The 23,691-nt window shown below is 34.7% G+C and carries 14 protein-coding genes and 1 pseudogene; 5 read left to right on the forward strand and 10 right to left on the reverse strand.

The window, feature by feature from the left end; genetic code table 11:
* From RMO53_RS10150 to RMO53_RS10165, 4 genes and pseudogenes are all read right to left on the reverse strand, one after another.
* A pseudogene (locus RMO53_RS10150) lies at positions 1-1,454 on the reverse strand (aminopeptidase); the annotation flags it as partial.
* Positions 1,455-1,566: 112 nt separating this feature from the next.
* The gene (locus RMO53_RS10155; RefSeq protein WP_310380230.1) at positions 1,567-2,295 is read right to left on the reverse strand and encodes a TIGR00730 family Rossman fold protein; all 729 of its coding nucleotides are present in this window, start codon (positions 2,293-2,295) and stop codon (positions 1,567-1,569) included.
* Between the two features lie 68 nt (positions 2,296-2,363).
* Positions 2,364-5,195 (reverse strand): excinuclease ABC subunit UvrA, encoded by a 2,832-nt coding sequence (gene uvrA / locus RMO53_RS10160; RefSeq protein WP_310380232.1) that lies wholly within the window; start codon positions 5,193-5,195, stop codon positions 2,364-2,366.
* Positions 5,196-5,322: 127 nt separating this feature from the next.
* A complete protein-coding gene (locus tag RMO53_RS10165; RefSeq protein ID WP_310380233.1) occupies positions 5,323-6,276 on the reverse strand; it encodes a Fic family protein in 954 nt (317 codons plus the stop codon).
* A 267-nt stretch (positions 6,277-6,543) separates the two neighbouring features.
* On the opposite strand from RMO53_RS10165, the gene RMO53_RS10170 reads away from it, so the two are divergent.
* Positions 6,544-6,837, forward strand: coding sequence for a hypothetical protein (locus RMO53_RS10170; RefSeq protein ID WP_310380235.1), 294 nt, complete (start codon positions 6,544-6,546; stop codon positions 6,835-6,837).
* A 232-nt stretch (positions 6,838-7,069) separates the two neighbouring features.
* On the opposite strand, the gene RMO53_RS10175 is transcribed toward RMO53_RS10170, so the two are convergent.
* Positions 7,070-7,462, reverse strand: a complete 393-nt coding sequence (locus RMO53_RS10175) for a rhodanese-like domain-containing protein (RefSeq protein ID WP_310380237.1) — start codon at positions 7,460-7,462, stop codon at positions 7,070-7,072.
* A 145-nt stretch (positions 7,463-7,607) separates the two neighbouring features.
* On the opposite strand from RMO53_RS10175, the gene RMO53_RS10180 reads away from it, so the two are divergent.
* The 3 genes from RMO53_RS10180 to RMO53_RS10190 all read left to right on the forward strand — a co-directional run bounded on the left by RMO53_RS10180 (position 7,608) and on the right by RMO53_RS10190 (position 9,487).
* Positions 7,608-8,507 carry a LysR family transcriptional regulator gene (locus RMO53_RS10180; protein ID WP_310380240.1) on the forward strand — a complete coding sequence of 300 codons (900 nt, stop codon included), beginning with the start codon at positions 7,608-7,610 and terminating at the stop codon, positions 8,505-8,507.
* Positions 8,495-8,944 carry a GNAT family N-acetyltransferase gene (locus RMO53_RS10185; protein WP_310380242.1) on the forward strand — a complete coding sequence of 150 codons (450 nt, stop codon included), beginning with the start codon at positions 8,495-8,497 and terminating at the stop codon, positions 8,942-8,944. The genes RMO53_RS10180 and RMO53_RS10185 overlap by 13 nt, the downstream gene beginning before the upstream one ends.
* Positions 8,945-9,118: 174 nt before the next feature.
* Positions 9,119-9,487, forward strand: coding sequence for a glyoxalase (locus RMO53_RS10190; protein ID WP_310380244.1), 369 nt, complete (start codon positions 9,119-9,121; stop codon positions 9,485-9,487).
* A 217-nt stretch (positions 9,488-9,704) separates the two neighbouring features.
* Here the strand turns inward: RMO53_RS10190 and RMO53_RS10195 are convergent, their stop codons facing one another.
* Complete coding sequence (locus RMO53_RS10195; RefSeq protein ID WP_310380246.1) at positions 9,705-10,241, reverse strand: hypothetical protein; 537 nt, start codon at positions 10,239-10,241, stop codon at positions 9,705-9,707.
* Positions 10,242-10,394: 153 nt separating this feature from the next.
* On the opposite strand from RMO53_RS10195, the gene RMO53_RS10200 reads away from it, so the two are divergent.
* Positions 10,395-11,672, forward strand: coding sequence for a Xaa-Pro peptidase family protein (locus RMO53_RS10200; protein ID WP_310380248.1), 1,278 nt, complete (start codon positions 10,395-10,397; stop codon positions 11,670-11,672).
* A gap of 241 nt (positions 11,673-11,913) precedes the next feature.
* On the opposite strand, the gene RMO53_RS10205 is transcribed toward RMO53_RS10200, so the two are convergent.
* The 4 genes from RMO53_RS10205 to RMO53_RS10220 all read right to left on the reverse strand — a co-directional run bounded on the left by RMO53_RS10205 (position 11,914) and on the right by RMO53_RS10220 (position 23,632).
* Positions 11,914-14,994 (reverse strand): VPS10 domain-containing protein, encoded by a 3,081-nt coding sequence (locus RMO53_RS10205; protein WP_310380250.1) that lies wholly within the window; start codon positions 14,992-14,994, stop codon positions 11,914-11,916.
* 57 nt (positions 14,995-15,051) lie between these two features.
* Positions 15,052-15,786, reverse strand: coding sequence for an outer membrane lipoprotein-sorting protein (locus tag RMO53_RS10210; protein WP_310380252.1), 735 nt, complete (start codon positions 15,784-15,786; stop codon positions 15,052-15,054).
* Positions 15,787-15,862: 76 nt separating this feature from the next.
* Complete coding sequence (gene uvrA, locus RMO53_RS10215; RefSeq protein WP_310380254.1) at positions 15,863-18,706, reverse strand: excinuclease ABC subunit UvrA; 2,844 nt, start codon at positions 18,704-18,706, stop codon at positions 15,863-15,865.
* Between the two features lie 162 nt (positions 18,707-18,868).
* Positions 18,869-23,632, reverse strand: a complete 4,764-nt coding sequence (locus RMO53_RS10220) for a glycosyl hydrolase (protein ID WP_310380256.1) — start codon at positions 23,630-23,632, stop codon at positions 18,869-18,871.
* Positions 23,633-23,691 lie beyond the last annotated feature (59 nt).

Consider the following 23,691-nt stretch of genomic DNA (forward strand, 5'->3'; position numbering starts at 1 on the left):
CAATTAATATCTGTATTACTATTTGATTTTAGTATGATTTCAAAATCTATTCTAGAAACTTGCTTGACCTGATTTTGAATATAAAATTGTTTAATACTATTAGATACGGCATTATTTTGAACGTAATAATCCAGAAATCGTAAACTTAAACCAGATTTATACTTACTGGCTATTTGTTCATTGAATTTGATTAAAGTATTCTTTGAATCTCCAAGTGGCTGATCCAAATTTCTTCGCGCCATTAACATATAAAAATAACTGTATTGCTCATTAAAATTTACTTGGGTTAAATTGTACCCTTTTAATATTTTGAGTTTAGAAATTGAACCGAGCATTTTACTTTCTGGGTGATTCTCTTCGATATATTGCATCATTGCATATACTTGAATTCCATCATAAATCCAATTGTCCTTTCTTGGGTCTAAGTGTAAACTCGATTTTAAATAATTGTTTAAATAGGTTTTTAAAAACTTTACTTCATACATAAATTCATCCGTAAAAGGACTTATAAATGAAGGCAATTGATTCAAACCATAAAACGGGTTTTTGTCATAATCAGCCTGTGAAACCGTAATTTTATCGTGTGGATATTCGCCAATTAAATCCTTAGTGAAATTAGCGACACGATCAACAATGATAGCTTTTTGGATGTCGTCTAACTTGTTGTGATTTAAATTTGTGAGGACTTCGATTGAACTATTTTTAAAGCTACTAAAACTATTTTTGGGTTCAATAAAAAGACTAAAATCGGTTCTATTTTTTCCAGTTAATTTGTAGCTCGAATGAGTAGTATTCAAAACATTTTTTTCAATATTTAAATCAGTTGTTAACACACTATTATTTGGAATTTTTATAGTTATATCAAAGTCCGAAATTGCATTTGCAATATCATCTAAATTGTTATTATTGTATTTGATAAAATTAGAATCTTCATAACGTGCAGGAGTTAAAAACCAATTTTTTAAGTTCATACCGCCACTCGCAGCAAAACCATATTTTGTAAATTTATCACTTGGAACCTTTGCAATATAAGTAAGATTCAAAATAATTTTCTGATTTGGTGCTAACTTTTCGAATAATTTGACTACAATATAATCAGGGTTTTTTAGAGTTCTTTCCCATGTAAAAAATAGTTTATCTTCGCTAATGACTGATAAATTAGTTGTACTTCCCCGTTCTTTTTCAGTTGCGAGATGAAAACCTCTATAAAATTCATCCGAAAACCGGTTGGCTAACGGAGTAATTTTGCTTGAATAAGCATTGTTCCAATCATTCAAAACGAGCTCAGAAAGAGTGTCCTTTGATTGATTATAAAAGGTAATTTGTTGTTGTATATTCAGTGTTTTTTTATCCGTATTGAGCGCTACAATCATTTGAGAATGATGTTGTCCGTATTGTTTTTCACCTGAGAATAAAACAAGAATAAATAAGAGTATTGTATGGAATGATTTCAACGATAGGTTTCAAAAAAGTTAAAAAAATAAATGTACTTAAAATCAGTTATATAAAACCATAATTTGAAGTTAAAAATTAAATAAAAAAGCTGTTTTTTAGACAGCTTGAATATTAAAAGTTAGGGCTTAAATCATATTTTTTATAGAATTTATCCAAAACATCCACTACTTCATCTTCCGTATCAACGATTTTGAATAAGTCTAAATCTTTTGCACTAACGGTTTGTTCTTGTTCGACCAAAACGGTTTTTATCCATTCGATTAGACCAGCCCAAAAACTAGAACCAACTAATATTATTGGAAATTTTCCAATTTTTTTGGTCTGAATCAATGTGATGGCTTCGAACAATTCGTCCATAGTCCCAAAACCTCCAGGCATCACAACAAAACCCTGTGAGTACTTGACAAACATTACTTTACGAACAAAAAAGTAATCGAAATTTAAATTTTTATCTCTGTCAATATACGGATTGTAATGTTGTTCAAAAGGCAATTCTATATTCAATCCCACCGAAGTTCCACCACCAAGATGTGCCCCTTTATTTCCAGCTTCCATAATTCCAGGTCCGCCACCAGTTATGACTCCATAACCGGCTTTGCTTAACTTGTAAGCAATTTTTTCAGCAAGTAAATAATATTTTTCTGTAGGTTTTGTCCGTGCAGACCCAAAAATGGATACACACGGACCAATGCGTCCCATGTTTTCATAACCGTTTACAAACTCGGACATAATTTTAAAAATCGCCCAACTGTCATTGGTTCGTATCTCATTCCAAGTTTTTTGTTTGAGTTTATCTTGGATCACTTTGTCCTCGTCGTTATCAAAATCTTCTAATCTCATTTTTTATGTTTTTTAGAGCTTCCAGCCTCTAAAAGGCTGGAAGCTTTGAATTAATCCTTACATACAAGCTAAAGTAACTCTTTCTTCAAAAACTGCGCAGTATAACTCTTTTTATTTTTGGCAACTTCTTCGGGTGTTCCTTTCGCAACAACTTCTCCGCCACCTTTTCCACCTTCAGGACCAATGTCGATGATGTAATCCGCCAGTTTTATTACATCCATATTATGTTCAATAATCAAAATCGTATTCCCTTTATTTACCAGTTTATTGATCACTTCCATCAACACGCGAATGTCTTCAAAATGCAAACCAGTTGTGGGTTCATCCAAGATATAAAACGTATTTCCAGTATCTTTTTTACTTAATTCTCCCGCCAGTTTGATGCGTTGCGCTTCGCCACCAGAAAGGGTTGTGCTTTGCTGACCGAGCGTGATATAACCCAAGCCCACATCTTGTAAAGTTTTGACTTTTCTATAAATCTTCGGAATCATCTCAAAGAAAGGAACGGCTTCATCAATAGTCATATTCAACACATCCGAAATGGATTTTCCTTTAAATCGAATTTCTAATGTTTCTCTGTTGAATCGCTTGCCTTGACAGGTTTCACATTCTACATAAACATCGGGCAAGAAATTCATTTCAATCGTTCTCACGCCAGAACCTTCGCAGGTTTCACATCGTCCGCCTTTTACATTAAAACTAAAACGTCCTGCTTTATAACCTCGAATCATACTTTCGGAAGTCATCGTAAACAGATTTCTAATTTCGGTAAAAACTTCGGTATAAGTAGCAGGATTCGAGCGTGGCGTTCTCCCAATCGGGCTTTGGTCAATGTCAATTACTTTGTCAATGTGTTCTAAACCTTCTATTTTTTTGTACGGTTGTGGTTTTTTGACACCATTAAAATAATAGGCGTTCAAAATAGGGTAGAGGGTTTCATTTATCAAAGTCGATTTCCCGCTTCCAGAAACTCCCGTAACACAAATCATTTTGCCCAGCGGCAATTCTATCGAAATATTTTTCAGATTATTTCCTGTTGCTCCTGTTAGTTTAAGAAAATTCCCATTTCCTTCTCGGCGTTTTGCTGGAACTTCGATTTTCATTGTACCGTTCAAATATTGAGCTGTAATCGTTTCTGAAGCCAACGTTTCTTGTGGCGTTCCAATGCTGATGATTTCGCCACCATATTTTCCTGCTTTTGGACCAATATCAATCACATAATCAGCGCGTTCAATCATGTCTTTATCGTGTTCGACCACAATTACGGAGTTGCCAATATCACGCAATTGCTCCAAGGAATGAATTAATTTATCATTGTCTCTTTGGTGTAAACCAATACTCGGTTCGTCCAGAATATACAAAACTCCCACCAGCTGCGAGCCAATTTGAGTTGCCAATCTAATGCGTTGTGCTTCGCCGCCCGAAAGCGATTTCGAACTTCGGCTTAACGCCAAATAATCTAACCCTACATTCATCAAAAAGTTCAATCGGTCTTTGATTTCCTTAATAACTTCGGTGGCAATCGTTTTTTGTTTGCTAGACAAATGTTTGTCTAATTCCAGAAACCAAGCCGTGACATCCGAAATATCCATAGCGCATAATTCGGTAATGTTTTTTTCGTTGATTTTATAGAATTGCGCTTCTTTTTTCAATCGTGAACCTTCGCAAACGGGACAGTTAATTTCGTCCATGAACTCTTTTGCCCAGCGCTTTATCGTTGCAGAACCACTTTCGTCGTGTTGGTTTTTGATAAAATGTGCAATGCCTTCAAATTCAATTTTGTACTCTTTGGTAACGCCCAAAACTTTCGATTCGACCGAGAATTTTTCTTTGCCACCATTCAAAATCATTTCTATTGCTTCTTCGGAAATATTTGAAATAGGATCCGTTAATTTGAAAATGTATTTTTCGCCAATGATTTCCAGTTGTTTGAACATCCAACTGCTTTTGTATTCGCCCAAAGGAGCAAAACCACCTTTGTTTATGGATATTTTTGGATTCGGAATAATTTTTTTGATATTAATTTCGTTTACCGTTCCCAAACCTTTGCAATGGTCACAAGCGCCTTTTGGAGAGTTGAACGAAAATAAATTGGGTTCTGGATTTTGGTAGGAAATCCCTGTTGTAGGACACATTAAATTCCGACTAAAAAACCGAATTTCATTTGAGTCTTGCTCTAAAATCATCAACACATTTTCGCCCTGATGCATAGCGATGTTGATACTTTCGGATAATCTTTTTTGAGTTTCTTCGGTTTCTTCAACTGCAATTCGATCAATTACAATCTCAATATCGTGTGTTTTGTATCGGTCGAGTTTCATTCCCGTAGTAATGTCTTTGATATCGCCATTAATGCGAACTTTCAAGAAACCCTGTTTAGCAATTTGTTGAAATAATTCGGCATAATGTCCTTTTCTAGCTCTAATAATTGGAGCGAGAATATTGATACGCTTTCCTGCAAAATCCTGAATAATCAAATTCTTGATTTGCTCATCGTCATAAGAAACCATTTTTTCGCCTGTGTTGTAACTGTACGCATCAGCGGCACGAGCAAAAAGCAAACGCAAGAAATCATAAATCTCGGTAATGGTGCCAACAGTCGAGCGTGGACTTTTGCTGGTAGTTTTTTGTTCAATGGCGATAACTGGTGAAAGGCCATCAATTTTATCAACATCTGGACGTTCTAGTCCGCCTAAAAATTGTCGCGCATAAGCCGAAAATGTTTCTACATAACGGCGTTGTCCTTCGGCATAAATCGTGTCGAAAGCCAAGGATGATTTCCCAGAACCCGAAAGCCCAGTAATGACTACCAATTTTTCTCTAGGAATGGTAACATCTATATTTTTTAGATTGTGTACTCGCGCACCTTGAACTTCAATTGTATTGTTTGTATCTAGCATATTTTTTTAAAAATTCTGTCCCGAAGTTTCGGGAGTGGAAGCAAAGTTACGGTTTTGGTTTGTTCTTTCGATGCAACAGTTTGGAAGTTTATGTTAAAAGTAGACATAAAAAAACGCTAACTCAAAGCTAACGTTTTCTTTTTCGGGTGAGGATATAATCCTCGATTGCTTCTTTGGTAGTGAACCAATTTCGACCTTCTTTATAGGCGTCAATTTTGCCAGTTCGAGCCAGTAAACTAACATATTCTTGACCGTAAGGAGAACTTGGTTCGCTAACAATGTTCGAAATTTTTTGAAAATCAGTATCGTTGTCTGGCATCGCATTCAAGTAAATATTTAAGCTGCGTTCCAAAGCCTGACACATCAACAACATAAGTTTTTGATACTTGCCATTGTTTGCTTGATGGAGTGCTTCGTAATATTTACTCCTATCATTTTTGAGAATAATAGCCGGCGGAAAACCACAACGCATCAACAATAAATTCATACACAACCGAACCGTACGACCATTACCATCAAAAAAAGGATGTATCCAAACCAGTTTATGATGAAAGATTGCCGCCAATTCAATGTCGTTCAATTCTAAAGGATTGGTGTTGACAAAATCAATCAATTCATCTAGTAAATCCGAAATTTTATTGGCGTTTGGCGGAACAAAATTAGCGCCCGAAATGCGAACACCACCGTTTCTGATTCGTCCTGCAAAATCCTCTTCGATAGAGCGTAAAACCAGACTGTGAATTGAAAGAATATCAATACTGCGCAACACATAATCATCGCTTACAATACGGTACAAATAGTCTATTGCTTTATCGTGATTGTGTGTTTCAAAATGTTCTCGAAGCGATTTTCCTTTGATGGTAATTCCTTCTTGAAGCACCATTTGAGTTTCTCGTAAGCTCAAAGTATTGCCTTCAATACTATTAGAATTGTAGGTCCATTCTATCGATAAGCTTTCTCTGATTTTGTTCAAAGCGATGTTAGGTAAAGGTCTGCTGGCCTGCAAATCATGCTTTTTTTGGTGCAATCGTTCAAAGGTTGATTGAAATTCTGCTCGATATCCTAAATCTATTTTCCACATAACTGCACAAAGATACAATTAATATCGGATAAATTAAATATTTATACTATCCGATAGTAGAATTATTTTTATTGTGATTGATTTGTAGTAGATTTTGTATATATTAGCTAAATAAACGCCAATGCCTTTATGGTTGAAAGCCACCCAAATTTCAGCGAATTGTTGACATTTTATGGCTGGTATAAATGAGTTACCAGCAATATTACCACCAAACCGGAGAATAAATATTTTCCGAAAAACTATCCACTTAAAAAAAGAATTTAACAAATGGAACTAAAAGATTTTATATCGGAGACAATTAAACAAATTACAGACGGGATTTTAGAAGGAAGTTCATATGTAAGAGAAAAAAGTAATTCGTCAGAAGGAATTAAAAATCAATACACAAAGATTGATTTTGATATTGCAATTACCACAAATCAGGAAAATAAAGATGATTTAGGAGGAAAAGTTTCTGTTGTACAAGTTTTTAGTGCAGGAGCTTCAACATCGAAATCAGCTTCAACTTCAAGTCAAAACAGAATTAAATTTGAAGTGTTAGCGCATATAAAAACAAATTAACTTAAATCTTTACAGAAATACTGCTGGTAACAGCGGTTTCTCGAAATTGCGAATTTTGTGGTAAGTTCGCGTTTGCGTTTCGCAAGAATTTTTATCTTTAGTGGAAAATAAACGGTTACGAAGTTCGCAACCTTGCCAAGCGGCGGAACGTTAGCCGTCATTGTAACGCAACCGGGGAGAATTCAAAAAAATAAGGGAACAACATTAAAAATTGATGTTGTTCCCAAATATTTTAACAGGCGCATTCAATTTCTTGTCCAGTTTTTCCTTTTAAACCTTCGGTTGCATATCCATCAAACTTCCACCATTCAATTCCACCAATTAATTCTTTAACTTTGAAACCTAATTCCGTCATATTTAGAGCACCTTTTGTAGAAGCATTACAACCAATTCCATCGCAATATGTTACATACAAAATATTTTTATCTAAATGTTTCGTACTTTCTTCATTCATTTCTCGATGAGGAATATTGATTGCATTTGGAATATGTTCGGCTTCAAACCCAAAAGATTTTCTTGCGTCAAGTGCAATGATATTTTCTTCATTATTAAGTGCATCAAATAAGTCCGAAGGATCCATTTCAAATGCTAATTTGTTTTCGTAATATTTAATTTGTTCTTCCATTTTATTTTTGTTAAATTATTAATATTGGCAAAACTATAACAACATTTTTATTCCTGAAAACGAAAAGAATTCATCTAAATCATTAAATTTTTTCATATCAAATCAAAGTTTAAATGTTGTTTCTTTGCTAAATAAATATTGACAAATGGAAATAAGACATTTAAGATTAATTAAAGCAATTGTTGAGGAAGGAACTATAACAAAGGCAATCGATAAACTACATTTAACCCAATCTGCCTTGAGCCATCAATTGAAAGAAGCAGAATCTCAATTAGGAACTTCTATTTTTTCGAGAACAAACAAAAAAATGGTTTTGACAAAAGCAGGGGAAAAACTATACAATTTAGCCAATGATATTCTCAAAAAACTTTCAGAAGCCGAACTTGAGATAAAACAGATGGTTTTTGGAGAATTTGGAGAAATAAGAATTAGTACAGAATGCTATTCAAGCTATCATTGGTTGCCATCTGTTTTAAAACAGTTTCAAATTTTATATCCAAATGTAAATTTAAAAATAGTAACAGAAGCCACACATTACCCACTACAAAAACTACTTGACAATGTTTTAGATATTGCTATTGTAAGTGACCAAATTAAGAATGAGAAAATAAAGTATTTAGAACTTTTTCAGGATGAAATGGTAATGGTAGTTTCTGAAAATCATTCGTGGGTAAACAAAAAATTTGTGGTTGCAAAGGATTTTGAAAACGAGCATTTATTAATTCATTCACTTCCTTTAGAAACAGTTACTATACATCAATTAGTTTTAGAACCTGCGAAAATAAAGCCCTTAAAAATAACTGCTTTACCATTAACTGAAGCATCCATAGAAATGGTAAAAGCAGATATGGGAATTATGTCTATGGCAAAATGGGCGTTACAACCTTATTTAAAGAGCACAAAAATAAAACCCATAAAAATTGGCAGAAATGGATTAAAGAGAAATCATTTCATTGCAATTTTAAACAACAAAACATATCCAGAGTATTTTCATCAATTCATCACTTTTTTACAAACTGAAATCAATCAACAATGGAATTTATAATACGAAAATGCGAGATTAATGATTTGCCAATTTTAGTAGAGTTATGCGAAAAACACGCAGAATTTGAACAAGCAAATTATAACCCAAACGGAAAGCAGGAACTTCTTAAAAGTGCCATATTTTCAAGTAATCCAAAACTATATTGTTTAATTGTTGAAATAAATAAAAAAATAGGTGGCTTCGCCACCTATACTTATGATTTTTCAACTTGGGATGCGAAAGATTTTATGTATATGGATTGTCTTTTTATTGAAGAAAATTTTCGAGGTTATAAAATTGGAGAGAAAATTATAGAAAACTTAAAAGAGATTGCTGAAAGTGAAAATTGCATAAATATCCAGTGGCAAACACCAACTTTTAATGAACGAGCCGTAAAATTTTACAATCGAATTGGTGGTGTCGGAAAAAATAAAGTTAGATTTGCTATTGATTTATAAAGATTGTGATACTAAATAAAACAACGAACGGCTAACAGCAGTTTGGCAATATGGCGGGTTTTGGTCTTAATTTGAAGTTAATTTTGTATTTGCAAAGTAAGCCTTAAACGAAAGTTTACAGCTTTCTTAATCTGTCATATCGTCAATCTCAGAAACTTTAAAAAACCTTAAACAATGCAACACAAACCAAAATCAATTCGACCATTTATAGGGGCAAAAAATTATGAAATATCGCTTAATTTTTATCGGGATTTAGGATTCCAAGAAAGTATTTTATCGGCTGATATGAGTTATTTTGATAGCCATGGTTTTGGTTTTTATTTGCAAAACGCCTATGTTGAGGATTGGGTTAACAACACTATGGTTTTTATGGAAGTGGCTGATGTGAACCGTTTTTGGGATGAATTAGTAACATTAGAACTGACTTCAAAATATGAAACCGTAAAAATAGTTCCAGTACGAAATCTAGATTGGGGAAAAGAATGTTTTGTTCACGATCCATCAGGAATCTTATGGCATTTTGGAGAATTCAATACAAAATAATTTTACAATAGAACATTTTATAGCTAATTCAGTCAGGGCAAACGCAGCAGTTATTTTTTTGCCACGAATTAACACTAATTCTAGTGATTATAAAATAAAATTTGACGAATTTTATCTGCCTTTGGCAGATTAGTGGAATATTATAGCTGACGGATTTGTGCTAATTCGTGCAATTCGTGGCTAATTTTTTATTTTTGAAACTGTCGCGTTTGCCCTGCTAATTCAGTTTTAATGGATGTTTTTTGTAATATTCCGCCTCAATTTTGTTAATTTCCTCAGTAAGACCTCTATTGATTAATTGTTTTACTCCAGATGGATAATTGCCATTCGCAGCATCGTGAATTTCATAATACAATGTAGTTTGATTTTGTTCATGAAATAAGACAACGGCATATCCTATGAATTCTTTTGATTTATCTGTTTTTATAAACCGATACGCAATTACTTTGTCCTCCTTTAAATAATTAACTTCATTTAGTTTTTTTAGAAACTTTTTACTTACGTAATCAATTGTTTTTAATCGGTGTAATTGGTTCAGTTCGGGTGCATTTTTCCATGCTTCTTTCGAAGATTTTACAGATTGTTCTAAATCTGTAATTACATTAAAATAATTAGATTCTTGTAATACATCGACACTTTTTAGGGTAAGATTGTCAGCTTTTGCGGCACTGTTTATTATTTCTTTGTTATCAATAGTGTGAGTACACGATATTGAAATTAGTGTGATTAAACTTGTTATTATTTTTTTTATCATCGTTTTGTTTTCTAATGCAAAGATAGGGATAAGGATTGAGAATAGGTTAGTTATCGCTCGCAGTTGATTTATAATAATTTAAAGTTTGTTTTGTACATTTGATATTTAGAGTTTATCATTAAGTTCAATTATTTCATTTATAAAAATGTTTTTATGACCATAAAAAGAAGAGATTTTATCAGTCTCACCGCATTGGCAGCAGCAGGAGTGGTTTCGAGTTTTAAATCGTATCCATCAGTTGCGATAGCACAAACTGTTGATTCAAACAATATTCTAAAATCCATGACAGCGGATGTTGTACCCATTTCAGTATCAGAAAGAGAGACCAGAATTGCCAGAGCACAACGCTTACTTAAGGAACAAAAAATGGATGCATTAGTACTCGATTGCGGAACTTCACTGGAGTATTTTACTGGAATTAAATGGTGGCCAAGCGAACGAACACTAGTCGCTGTAATTCCTGCTAAAGGCGAAGTAGCTTATGTTTGCCCTGCTTTCGAGGAAGACCGATTTCGAGAACAGTTGAGCATTGGAAAAAAGGTATTTACTTGGCAGGAAGACGAAAGTCCATATAAATTAATTGCAAATGTTTTTAAAAATACGGGAATCATTTCTGGTACAATTGCTATTGAAGAAAAACTGCGTTTTTTTATTGTAGATGGTATTCAGAAAGAAGCACCGCATTTAAACTTTGTAAGTGGTGATCCAGTAACGATACCTTGCCGTATCATAAAATCTCCTGTTGAAATAGAATTGATGCAGAAAGCAAATGATATTACTCTAGCAGCGATAAAAAGTAGTGTGGATAAATTAAAAGAAGGTATGTCGCAAGATGATCTTTCAAATTTGATTATGGCTGCACAAACTGAATTAGGCGGAAATGCTGATTTTGCTTTGTGCTTATTTGGGTTATCATCTGCTTTTCCGCATGGTTCGAAAAAGCCACAGCTACTAAAAAAAGGAGATGTTGTATTAATGGATTGTGGTTGCTCCGTTCATGGTTATAGTTCAGATATTACACGCACAATAGTTTTTGGCGCTGAACCTACTAAACGACAAGTAGCAATATGGAATCTTGAGAAACAAGCTCAAGCTGCTGGTTTTGCTGCCGCAAAAAATGGAGCGACTTGTGAATCAGTTGATGCTGCTTCCCGAAAAGTAATAACTGATGCAGGTTTTGGTCCAGAATATAAATTACCTGGACTTCCGCACCGCACAGGACATGGAATTGGCATGGATGGTCATGAATGGGGAAATATAGTAAAAGGCAACAAAAAAATATTAGAACCCGGAATGTGTTTCAGTATTGAACCTACTATTTCTATCATTGGAGAATTTGGTATACGCTTCGAGGATTGTGTTTACATGACCCAAGACGGTCCAAAATGGTTTTCGCAACCCAGTAAATCTATTCAGGAACCATTTGGTTAGTTTGATCTAAAATATTAAAACAAAAAAAACGTCAAGCATAGCTTGACGTTTTGTACTATTTTAACTTTGCATTTACCAACAAAAAAATAGTTAGTAATTTGTCATTCTGACGCAGGAAGAATCTTATCTTATTACTTAATTTTGTTCAGATTCTTCCTGCGTCAGAATGACAAAGTTATTCTAGTAATTCCTACGCTTCGGGACTAAAATAAAACGGTATTTGTTACCATTTACTCATAGATTATTCTGCTACATATTCATTGAAAGTTTTTAGTACGAAAGAAACATTTTGCTCTTTGGCTTGTTTTAAATAGGAAGCTTCGTTTTTAGATTTCAACGTTTTAAATTCATTTAATGCTCCATCAAAACTTATTTTTATAGCTTCCATGCTTTCTAATTGTGATGCAGAAGGCGCAGTAAAATTTGCTGCAATATCAAAGTATAATTCGCCTAGTTTTTCTCTTAATTGTTTTTCAGCTGTGCCCACATAATTATCACCGGTAGTAATTACCATTTTGGCTTTTTGGTTTTCGAAAGCAGTTTTAATTTTAGTACCTTCTTTAGTATAGCCTTTGTTTTTTTCGATAAGTTGCGTTAGTAATTTTACAGTTTCATCTATTTCATAAACGGTATAAGCTAACTGTTCGTTCAAATTGAATAAAGCACGAGCCGTTTGATTTTGTTGTAATCTGTCGGCTGCTGAAATAGCACTTTTTGGATCATTTACAACTTTGAAATCATGTTTGTAAACTTCCTTACCTTTAGTAATTACTACTTTAAAATTTCCTTCTTGAACTCGTGGCGAGATAAATCCAGCTCTGTTCAAAATTTTCCCACTAGCTGTTTTTGGAGTTTTAGTATTGTAATCCCAATTCACCACATTAATTCCTTTTTGTTTACCAAGAGGTAAGGATATAATTTTATTTCCTTTATCATCTTGAATTTCCAAGTCCATTTTACCAAGCGTATGACGCTTTTTTAGGTAATAAATAATTTGCGCGCTCGAAGATGGATTGTTTCCTATGAACTCTAATTCACCTGATGTTGATCCAAAACTAGATTGCTCTTCGATTACGGCAGGCTTTAAATCAAAGAAATGTAAATCTTTGGTCAGAACCTCCTGAGTTATTTGGCGCAATGGGCTAATGTCGTCTAATATAATGATTCCACGACCGTGAGTTGCTAATACTAAATCGTTTGTTTTTTTACTCAACGCTATAAAATGTACTGCAACATTAGGCATGTTATTCGTGAAATGAGACCAATTACTTCCAGCGTCGATAGTGATAAACAAACCTTTTTCGGTTCCTAAAAACAATAAGTTTTCATTGGTGTAATCTTCTTGTATATTGCGTACAAAACCATCTACATCAGCGGTAATTATTGATTTCCAAGTTTTGCCAAAATCGATTGTTTTGTAGGTGTATGGTGTGTAATCATTTTTGGCATGACCTTCAAAAACGGCATAAGCAGTTCCTTCTCCAAAAACGCTAGCTTCAATGTGGTAACACCAAGTATTTTTGGGTAAACCAATGATATTAGCTACTACATTTGTCCATGTTTTTCCGCCGTCTTTGGTAACTTGAACATTACCATCATCTGTTCCTGCCCAGATTACTTTTTCGTTTACTGGCGATTCAGCAATAGTGAAAATAGTACAATGTTTTTCGGCACCCGAATTGTCAACTGAAAGTCCACCTGATTTTTCAGTATTGTATTTTAAAGGATCATTTGTAGTCAAATCTGGAGAGATTTTAACCCATGTTCTTCCCATGTCTTCGGATTTATAAACAAATTGGCTTGCCATATAAAAACGGTCGGGTTGCTTATTGCTAGTTTCCATTGGTGCATTCCAGTTGAAACGCAATTTTGGATCTCCTTTTACGGCAAGTGGTTGAATTGTAATCAATTCTTGCGTATCTAGATTATAACGCCAAACTGCTTCTGCACCTTGCGCTTCGCTATAAATTATGTTTTTTGTTGCATGTTTTACAACTCTAAAACCATCGCCTTGACCCACACGTGTCCAGTCTCTAGACTCAATTCCGCCAGGACTTTTTGATGGTCCATACCATGAACCATTGTCTTGTAATCCGCCATAAACATTGTACGGTTCTTTATCGTCAATGCTTACATGATAAAATTGAGAAACAGGAATGTTACTTACCATTTCCATAGAATTTCCTCCATCCCAACTTCTGTAAACTCCACCATCGGTTCCACAAAACATTCGGTTGCTGTCAGAATTATCAAAAGTTATATCATGAATATCTGCGTGCATATTTCCTAAATTCTTGAAGGTTTTTCCGCCATCACGACTTATTGAGCCAGTCAAACCACCTTTAACTACGATATCTGGGTTTTTTGGGTCAACAGTAATTCTCGAAAAATAGAATGGTCTCACAACCAAACCAAAATCGCTATTAAGGTGTTTCCAATTTGCTCCTGCATCGTCTGAACGGTATAATCCATTGAGCTCTGCTTTTTCAGTTTCTAATACGGAATATAAAATATTTGAATTCGAAGGAGCAATAGCTACTGCAATTCGACCTAATTTTCCGGCAGGAAAACCGTTTTGAATTTTGTTCCAAGTTTTTCCAGCATCTGTTGATTTGTATAATGCAGATTGCGTTCCACCAGAACTAAAAGACCATGGAGTTCTTCTAAATTCCCAAAAACTAGCATACATTATATTTGGGTTATTTTTATCCAAAATAAGATCAGAACAACCCGTTTTAACATCTACATAAAACATTTTTTGCCAAGTAGTTCCACCGTCAGTGGTTTTGTAAATCCCTCTTTCGTCGCTGTCTCCCCATAAAGCTCCAAGTACTCCAACCCAAACGATATCACTATTTTTAGGGTCAACTATAATGGAAGAAATACGATCTGATTTTGGCAATCCCATATTTTTCCAGTTTTGACCTCCATCTGTAGATTTGTATATTCCATCACCCATCGAAACACTATTTCTGGTCCATGTTTCTCCTGTTCCAACCCAAATATTTTGATCTGGTTTAGATGGGTCAATTGCAATACAACCAATAGATTGTATGTGATCGTCAAATACTGGGGTAAATGATGCGCCACCATTACTACTTTTCCAAACACCACCACCAGCTGTGGCTGCAAACATTATTTTGTTGTTTGTTGGGTGCATTTCAAGATCAGTAATACGACCACTCATCAATGCTGGGCCAATGTGTCTTGCCTGAATATCCCCAAAAAGTTCTTTTCCTTTTAAGACTATTTTATCTTGTGCTAAAGTGTAGGATGTAGTTGCTATAGCAATTGCAACTATTAATAAGTTGGTTTTTTTCATAAGTTATGGTATAAAAAATCCCTAACAATAGTGCTAGGGATTATGTTGTTATATTTATTATTCTGCTTTAAATTCAAAGGAACTGGCTTCTACAACTGGGTTTAAAGTTATTTTTTTTACTTTGATTGGTGTACCGAACATAAGCATTGAATGCGGGAAATAGATCCCTTCAACTTCTTGATAATCACTCATTGTTGAAATTGATTTTTGCCCTTTTTGTGGTCCTTGTTTAATTTCGGTTTCAGTTAAAATTGGTAATGAATTTTCAGTATCAAAATAATAGTAAGTTACATCTTCAACTTTTATTCCATCAACAGAAATTGGTTTTTTTGTAAATTTTACTTTAAAACACTCTGTACCTTCTTTGGTTTCTTTTCCAATATATTCAGCTGAATATCCTTTAGCTTTATAATCTAACATTGCATCCGGGAAATCTTCATTACTCAAAATTGCATTAGCAGTGGTTTCTGTATCTGCTTTTTCAGCTTTCATGGAATTAAAATTAGTACTCCAAACTGTAACACCATTAGATGCTAATTGTGTAATTTCCTTTCCTTGTATATTAAATTTCATAGACATTTTACCACCGGCTAACTGGACTATTTCCATAGGTATTTCCATACCTTGATTTAAAGTCATTTCCATTTTAACCCCTTTAAGAGCTTTTAGTTTTTCGGCTCCACCAATAGTTGTGATGTAATTCGAAATAATTTCATCTGCAGTTTGAGCAAAAACCGAAGTGGTCGCTACAGAAAATAACAAGATTGCAAAGGATAATTTTAATGTTTTCATAGTTTTTTAGTTTTAATTATTTTTATAAGTATACAAAGGATTAAAAATGTTACAAAAATCTTTGTAAATAACGAAATTAAATATTTTTTTTCAGTTTCTCTCTCAAATACTTCGCTGTAACCGATTTTTTGTTTTTAATAATTTCTTCGGGAGTTCCTTCTGCGAGTAATAGTCCACCGTTTTCGCCTCCTTCTGGACCTAAATCAATAATCCAGTCGGCACATTTTATTAAATCTAAATTGTGTTCAATTACTAATATCGAATGTCCTTTATCGATTAAGGCTTCAAACGAAGCTAAAAGTTTTTTAATGTCGTGAAAATGCAATCCTGTTGTGGGTTCGTCAAAAACGAAAAGTGCTTTTTCTTTCGTAGCACCTTTTACTAAAAACGAAGCCAGTTTGATCCGTTGCGCTTCTCCGCCAGAAAGCGTAGAGGAAGACTGCCCTAATTGGACATAACCCAAACCAACATCTTGCAAAGGTTGTATTTTTTGAATTATTTTGGTTTGTTTGTTATCAGCAAAAAACGCAATCGAATCATCAACTGTCATCGTTAGAATATCGTGAATGTTCTTGCCGTCAAAAGTAACATCTAAGACTTCTTTCTTGAATCGTTTGCCGTTGCAAGTTTCACAATGCAATTGCACATCGGCCATAAAAACCATTTCGACATTGATAGTTCCATCACCTTTGCAAGTTTCACAACGTCCGCCATCTACATTAAATGAAAAATGTTTGGCTTGATAACCGCGAATTTTCGATAGTTTTTCTTTGGCAAACAATTCTCGAATATCGTCATAAGCTTTGATATAAGTCACGGGATTAGAACGCGAACTTCTTCCAATCGGGTTTTGATCCACGTATTCAATATGTTGGATTTTGTGATAATAGCCACGCATTTCAGAGAATTGTCCCGCTTTTTCGCCAACGCCATCGAGCTTTTTCTGTATTGCAGGAAACAGAATTTTTTTGACCAACGTGCTTTTTCCACTTCCAGAAACACCCGTAATCACAGTCAAACATTCCAAAGGAAATTTGACGTCTATATTTTGCAAATTATTTTCTCTTGCACCGAGAATTTCAATATAATTGCTCCATTTTCTGCGAATGCGAGGTGTTTTGATTTCGAGTTCTCCGTTGAGGTATTTGGCTGTTAAAGAAGTCGATTTCAAGATTTCGCTAAAAGTTCCTTGTGCGACTAATTCGCCTCCAAAAGTTCCTGCTTCTGGACCAATATCTATAATCATATCGGCAGCTTTCATAATATCTTCATCGTGTTCGACTACGATAACGGTGTTGCCCAAATCACGTAACGATTGCAAAACTTTGATTAAACGTTCGGTATCTTTTGGGTGTAAACCAATGCTGGGTTCGTCTAAAATATACATCGAACCCACCAAACTACTTCCCAAGGAAGTCGCCAAGTTGATGCGTTGTGATTCACCACCAGAAAGTGTCGCAGAATTTCTATTTAAAGTCAAATAATCTAAACCCACTTCTGTTAAAAACGAAAGACGGTTGTTGATTTCCAATAACAATCGTTTGGCAATTTGCTTTTCATACACATCCAAATCGATTTTTTCGAAAAAAGTAACCAAGTGTTTTATTGGCAAATCAACTAAATCCGAAACGGTTTTTGAATTTATTTTCACATAAGAAGCTTCAATTCGCAAACGTTTTCCTTTACAGGAATGACATTTGGTTTTGCCACGATAACGCGAAAGCATTACCCGATTTTGGATTTTATAATTTTTTTCTTCTAGTTCCTTAAAAAAAGCAGTCAAGCCTTGAAAATACTTATTTCCTGTCCAAACCAGCTCTTTTTGAGCTTCCGTTAGTTCGAAAAAAGGTTTGTGAATAGGGAAATCAAACTTGTAAGCAGTGTTGACTAATTCGTCCCGAAACCAACCCATACTTTCGCCGCGCCAAGGGAAAATCGCATTTTCATACACTGATAAAGAAGTGTTGGGAATAACCAATTCTTCGTCAATCCCAATGATATTACCGTAGCCTTCACAAATCGGGCAAGCACCATACGGATTGTTGAAACTAAACAAATGAACATTAGGTTCCAAGAAAGTGATGCCATCCAATTCGAAATTATTGCTGAATGTATAGCGTTTGTCCGTGTTTAATTCCTGCAAATGACAAATTCCTTTTCCTTCATAAAAAGCAGTTTGCACCGCATCAGCGAGGCGATTGTAGAATTCCTCTTCTCCCGAAGTTTCTGGATTGACCACGATTCGATCAATAATAATTAATACGTCTTTATTGTCTAACGAATGTTGGTTTGTCCCTTCAATCGCTCCCGAAACTTCGAGAGAGAAGTCGTCTAAACGAACAGTTTCATTATTAACTAATATTCTGGAAAAACCTTGATTGAGCAAAGCTTTCAATTTATCTTCTAAAGCTCTACCGTTTTCTAAATGAATAGGAGCAAGGAGCAACCATTTACTGTCTATCTCAAGTTTTTTTACAGTTGTAATAACATCCGTAACCGTATTTTTTTTGACTTCTCGTCCCGAAATTGGGGAGAAAGTTCTTCCTACTCGAGCAAACAATAATTTTATATAATCATAAATTTCAGTCGAAGTTCCTACTGTAGAACGCGCATTAGTCGTGTTTACTTTTTGCTCGATGGCAATGGCAGGTGCAATTCCTTTGATGTATTCCACCTTTGGTTTATCTAATCTACCCAAAAATTGTCGTGCATACGAAGATAAACTTTCTACATATCGTCGTTGTCCTTCGGCGTACAAAGTGTCGAAAGCCAAACTTGATTTCCCCGAACCCGAAAGTCCTGTTATGACCACTAATTTGTTTCTGGGAATCGCAACATCCACATTTTTGAGGTTGTGAACTTGTGCTCCTTTGATGATTATATTTTTCTTTGGATCGAGTGTAGAAAGGTCAATTGGCATACAAAAATTGGATTTTCACAAAAGTAATCATTTTTGAAATGAGAACAGGTGTTGAACGAATCACAAATTTTCTATAATAAGACTGTTTTTTGCAATTCGAACTGAGCATGCCTGTATTTCATCTCAATGCGAGATGTAATTTTTTTTTGAAAATAATAAAATCTATTCCTTAATTATTTTTTGATTTTGAACTCCATTAGAGTTTTCAACTTTTAAAAAATAGACACCCTTTTTAAGAGAGCTCATATCTAAACTATAATTTGTAGGCACGAAGTATTCCATCAATTTACGACCTAATATATCGGTTAGCGTAATTCTATTTTCGGGGTCAGTCAATTCCAAAATCAAATTGTTTTGCACTGGATTAGGATAGAAAACATTTTTAAATTTATGATCTGGTTTCACTCCCAAAGCACAATTGTTTCCTACTAAATAAGAATAATATTTTGTTACTGATAATCCACCTGCAAAAGCAAATTTAACAGCATAGTTAATAGTTGAACCAACAGTTTGCCCAATTAAAGTTTTTGTAAAAATCTTTCCTGAAACTTTTGTCATGGGTGTTTCTGAAAATGGTGTTTGATTCCGTAGATAAGCAATTACATCTGACTTATTATCCATTAATTCAAAAGTGATTTTAACATCAGTTCCAATGGTCTGGAAAGTATAATTATAACCTAAACTAAAGGAACCTTCCGAGGCTTCAGTAGTCGAACCACTGCAACCTGTATTTGTAGTCGTTGTAGTAGTTGCGTTGAGTAGAATTGGATTATTGGAAGAAAGATTTCCAGCCAAATCTCTTACTGTAATACTGAAATTGTAATTTGTATTTGGTGTTAAACCGTTTATTATAAATGATTTTTCGACTCCAGAATTGCCTGATGTTGAAGCTGAATTTGATCCATAAGAAATAGTATAAACCACTGTTCCTGAATTTTCTACTGCGTTAAGCAATAATTCGACTGAAGTGCCCGTAATGTTGCCAATACTTGCTGTGAAATTTGTAGGTGCTTGACTATCGTTTAAGTTTCCACAATTTGTCCCCACAACATAGCTTATGTATTTTGTGACTGATAAACCTCCATTATAAGCAAATTTACAAGCATAATTAATAGTTGTTCCAAAAGTTTGTCCGCTTACAGTTGCTTTAAAAATATTTCCTGAAATGTTATTCATTGCAGTTTCGCCAAAAGGAGTTTGTTTCCATAAATAAGCAATTACTCCTGCTTTGTCTGTATCTAAAAGTTCAAATGTTATATACACGTTCGTACCAACCGTTTCAAATGTTGATTTGTAACCTAAAGTGAACGAACCTTGCGATGCAACAGCAGACGATTCGACACAAGCCATTAAAGTTGCAATAGTAACATTTACATTTTGTGAAATAGTTTCAGCTTCAAGATTGTCTGTAGCTTTTGAAGTTAAAACATACGATCCAGCTAGAGGATTCCATGTTGCATTGTATGGAAATGTTTCATCAGTACTGATTAATATGTTGTTTTGATAGAAATCTATTTTTTGAATCGTTCCGTCAAAATCGCTTGCATTTGCAGTAATAGTAACTGGTTTTCCTTCGGTAAATGTGGCATTATTTGAAGGGGTTATTATCGAAACAGTTGGTGTAGCATTTGCCGTATTGGTCACCAAAATTATTAATTCATCATCATCAAATCGTAAATCACTATTGGTAACGGTCAATTTTAAGCTATAAATACCTTCAGCCAAGCCAGAAATTGTAGGATTAGAAACAGTTGTGTTTGAAAATAGAACAACAGTTGGACCATAGTTTTGCGTCCATTTGTAAGTCAATATTTTCCCAGCAGATTCAGTACTAGCTGACCCATCAAGCACAGCATTTGTTAGGGGTAAGAGTACTTTTAATTTACTTCCTGAAATAGCGGTTGGGTAACTTTGTGTCAAATCGCCAGTCCTAGCAAAAGTCATTTTGGCTAGATTAAATTCACCAGAAGAGAAAGTTAAACGTAATATATGTTGACCTGGAGTTAATGCAATACCTGGAATAGTTTTTGTTGCCCAAATATTCCAAGATGTGGTTGAAGGCACAGTAATATTAGGTGAAATTATTTGTCCATCAAGCTCTAAACGAAATGGTCCACCACCAGAATTATTGCCAGACGCATAACGGAAAGCAAAGGAATATAATCCTGATTGTGAAACATTTACAGTGTATTCTAACCATTCATTCGTTGCAAGCCAACCCACAGTTTCGCCCTCTAAAGCATTAGTTTTTGAATCTACATATTCGTTCAAACGGTAGTCGCCAGAGTTTGCAGTAGTGGTATCAAAATACGCTATGTTTTGTCCTTTTCCACCTTCAAAGCTATCAAATTTCCCTGCTTCTATTGTTCCAGGTATTGACCAAGGACTGCCATCAAACGGTAATTGATTTCCAACCTGAACATTTACGCTATTGGTAACATTAAATTTAATAGTATTTTCGTAAATTTTTGCATAAAAAGTGTGCATTCCTAGACCCAAGTTTGTTGCATCCCAAGTAAAAGGTTCGGTGGTATCGATTCCAAGCGAAGTAGTTCCATCCATAAATTCTACTTTGATTGGATTTCCACCTGAAACAACAACATCTAATTTTACACTTCCGTTTATAGATGCTTCGTGGAAAGAAGATGTAATTACCCCAGATATTTTAGAATCTAAACTGCTGACCATTTTTCGAGCAGGAACTTCTAATTGATATCCTGTAGAAAAAGTAACTGTTATTGGGGCATTCGAATAATTTTGCGCTACATAATTAATTTGACCATTTTGTGTGAAGGCTGCAGCAGTAGGGCAATTTGCAGTAATAGTAGGACTTACTCGTCCCAAAGCATTCATTGCATGCAACCAATGGTAAGTTTGTGCATCTGAAATTCCAAATTTTATTTCTCTATTCGGATAGGAATTATACAATCCAATGGCTTTTGGCGGGTCAATAAAAGCGAGATATTCCCACATTAAATCGTGCCATAAATTAGGGTTTACTTGATTACTTAGAATACCAGTATTGGCCTCTATTTCGTTCCATAGTTTTGTAACATAAGCAGTATTTTGACCTAAATAAAGTGAACCTCCTTGAATTGGGTATAGTTCAATTCCATAAGAAGCAGCAATATCTCCAGTCCAAAAGGTGCCATTATCGATACTGTTTGACCAAACACGGGATACAAGACTGAAATTTTGTGAAGGTGGAAAATTTCGATCACTGGTGTCCATATAGTATTCTTCGATTGCTGTTTGTTCAGTCGTATAAAGGTAAATTCCTAAATCCCGAATAGTTTTGTCAGCTGATGCTTCTCCCCATTGTATCAATGCAGCATTAAAAAGCATGCTTTCTGAACTGGATTCCATATTATTTCCTTGTGGATTATTAGCAAAACCATCTACCCACGAATGCCCAGAATAAGGATTGAAATTTCTCAAATAGGGAAACATGGAATCGTTGCGGTCATAAGCGGCTGCATCACGAACTAACAAATTCACCATTCCGCCATATTGAGCTGCCCAACCAGGAGTAAATTGTTCTACAAATGCTGCCGCCTGAATGAAATAGGCCCAATGAAACTGTTTGTCATTTAGACCACTATCTTGCCCATATCCTGCAGGATATCCTATTGCCGAACTCCATGTAGCATTGTAATAAAATAGAAAAGCTATCTCGCCATTTTCGGCTTTAAACCAGTTTTCAAGTCGGGTTTTAATGGTCGTTAACATCTTGTCACGAGCTGTAAAATTCCCCATTTCATTTGCAATACGTGCGGTTTGCATTAATTGATTGAAAACTTGGCCTTCATTATAGGAATCCGTCCAGGTTGCCATCGAACTGTTTTCGAGAGATTCAATTTTTTCGGTTAGAGCTGTTGGGGTAAAACCATTACTATAATTATCAACATAAGGAAGAGTAGGAAGTATACCATGAAAAGTATTTTCGACACTAAAACTATTGCCCGCCATTGTTTTCATTTCGCCTCTTATGATTGCATAACTGTATTTATCTGGAACTGGTGAGCCTGAAGCCAAATGTGCCCATTGATGCGGAAGTAAACCGAGCAACATTTTGGTTTCGGTTCCTTCTTTTACATCTGTTATGACATTAAAATCAGTATGCAAAACCGAAGTTGTTTCGTTGTAAGTGTATGTTGCGGTTGTTTTTGTAGGAAAAACGTAAGCATATTTTTTATATTCATTTGCAACAGTAGTTACATTCGATGCTGTAAGTGGAATAAAGGCCATTGACCAATAATTTTTGCCATTCAAAGTTGAAGTGTAAACAGCTCCGTTTTGTGTCCAAGTGCTTCCTTGAGGAGCATAAACTGTAAAATCGGCTCCATTTTTTACATTTGTAGCAAGTAACATTTCGTTTGAAATAACAACTGTTCCAGAGTTTATAGTGATTTGAGCTACGTCTGTAGATTTTTTTGTAAAATATAAAAATGGCATTCCAACTCCTGAGGTGGCTTGAAAATTATGAGTTCCATCATTCCAATCCATAGTTACAGTCCAATCCGAATAATCAGAAACTTTGGTGTTCGGAGCATTCATTCCGGTTATACCTACTATAAATGGTAACAAATCATCAATCACACCAGTGGGAATATAACTTACCACCAAACCAGTGTTTGTAGTTTTCATTGTGAATGGATAATTAAAAAGGTTTGAAGCGGCACCATTTTTAATCAAAGTAGACCACCAGTCACTGGTAGGAACCGGTTTTCCTATGGCATTACCACTCAAATAAGGAGTTCCTGATGGATAGGAATTTCTACCAGCTGCATCTGTTCCTGGAAAAGTTGTTGTATAACTTCCGCCTCCAAGATTTACAAACTGTGCATTTGAGATAGTTGCATATAAAATTGATATTAAAAAAATTAAGATAGGTGTAGTGCTAAATCTATTTATTTTTCTTTTCATGGTCTAATTTCCTAATTTATGTTTTGTCAAATTTATAAATAAAATTCGCTGCTGCATCG

The organism is Flavobacterium sp. (assembly GCF_031409475.1).
In the GTDB taxonomy this organism is placed as follows: Bacteria; Bacteroidota; Bacteroidia; order Flavobacteriales; family Flavobacteriaceae; genus Flavobacterium.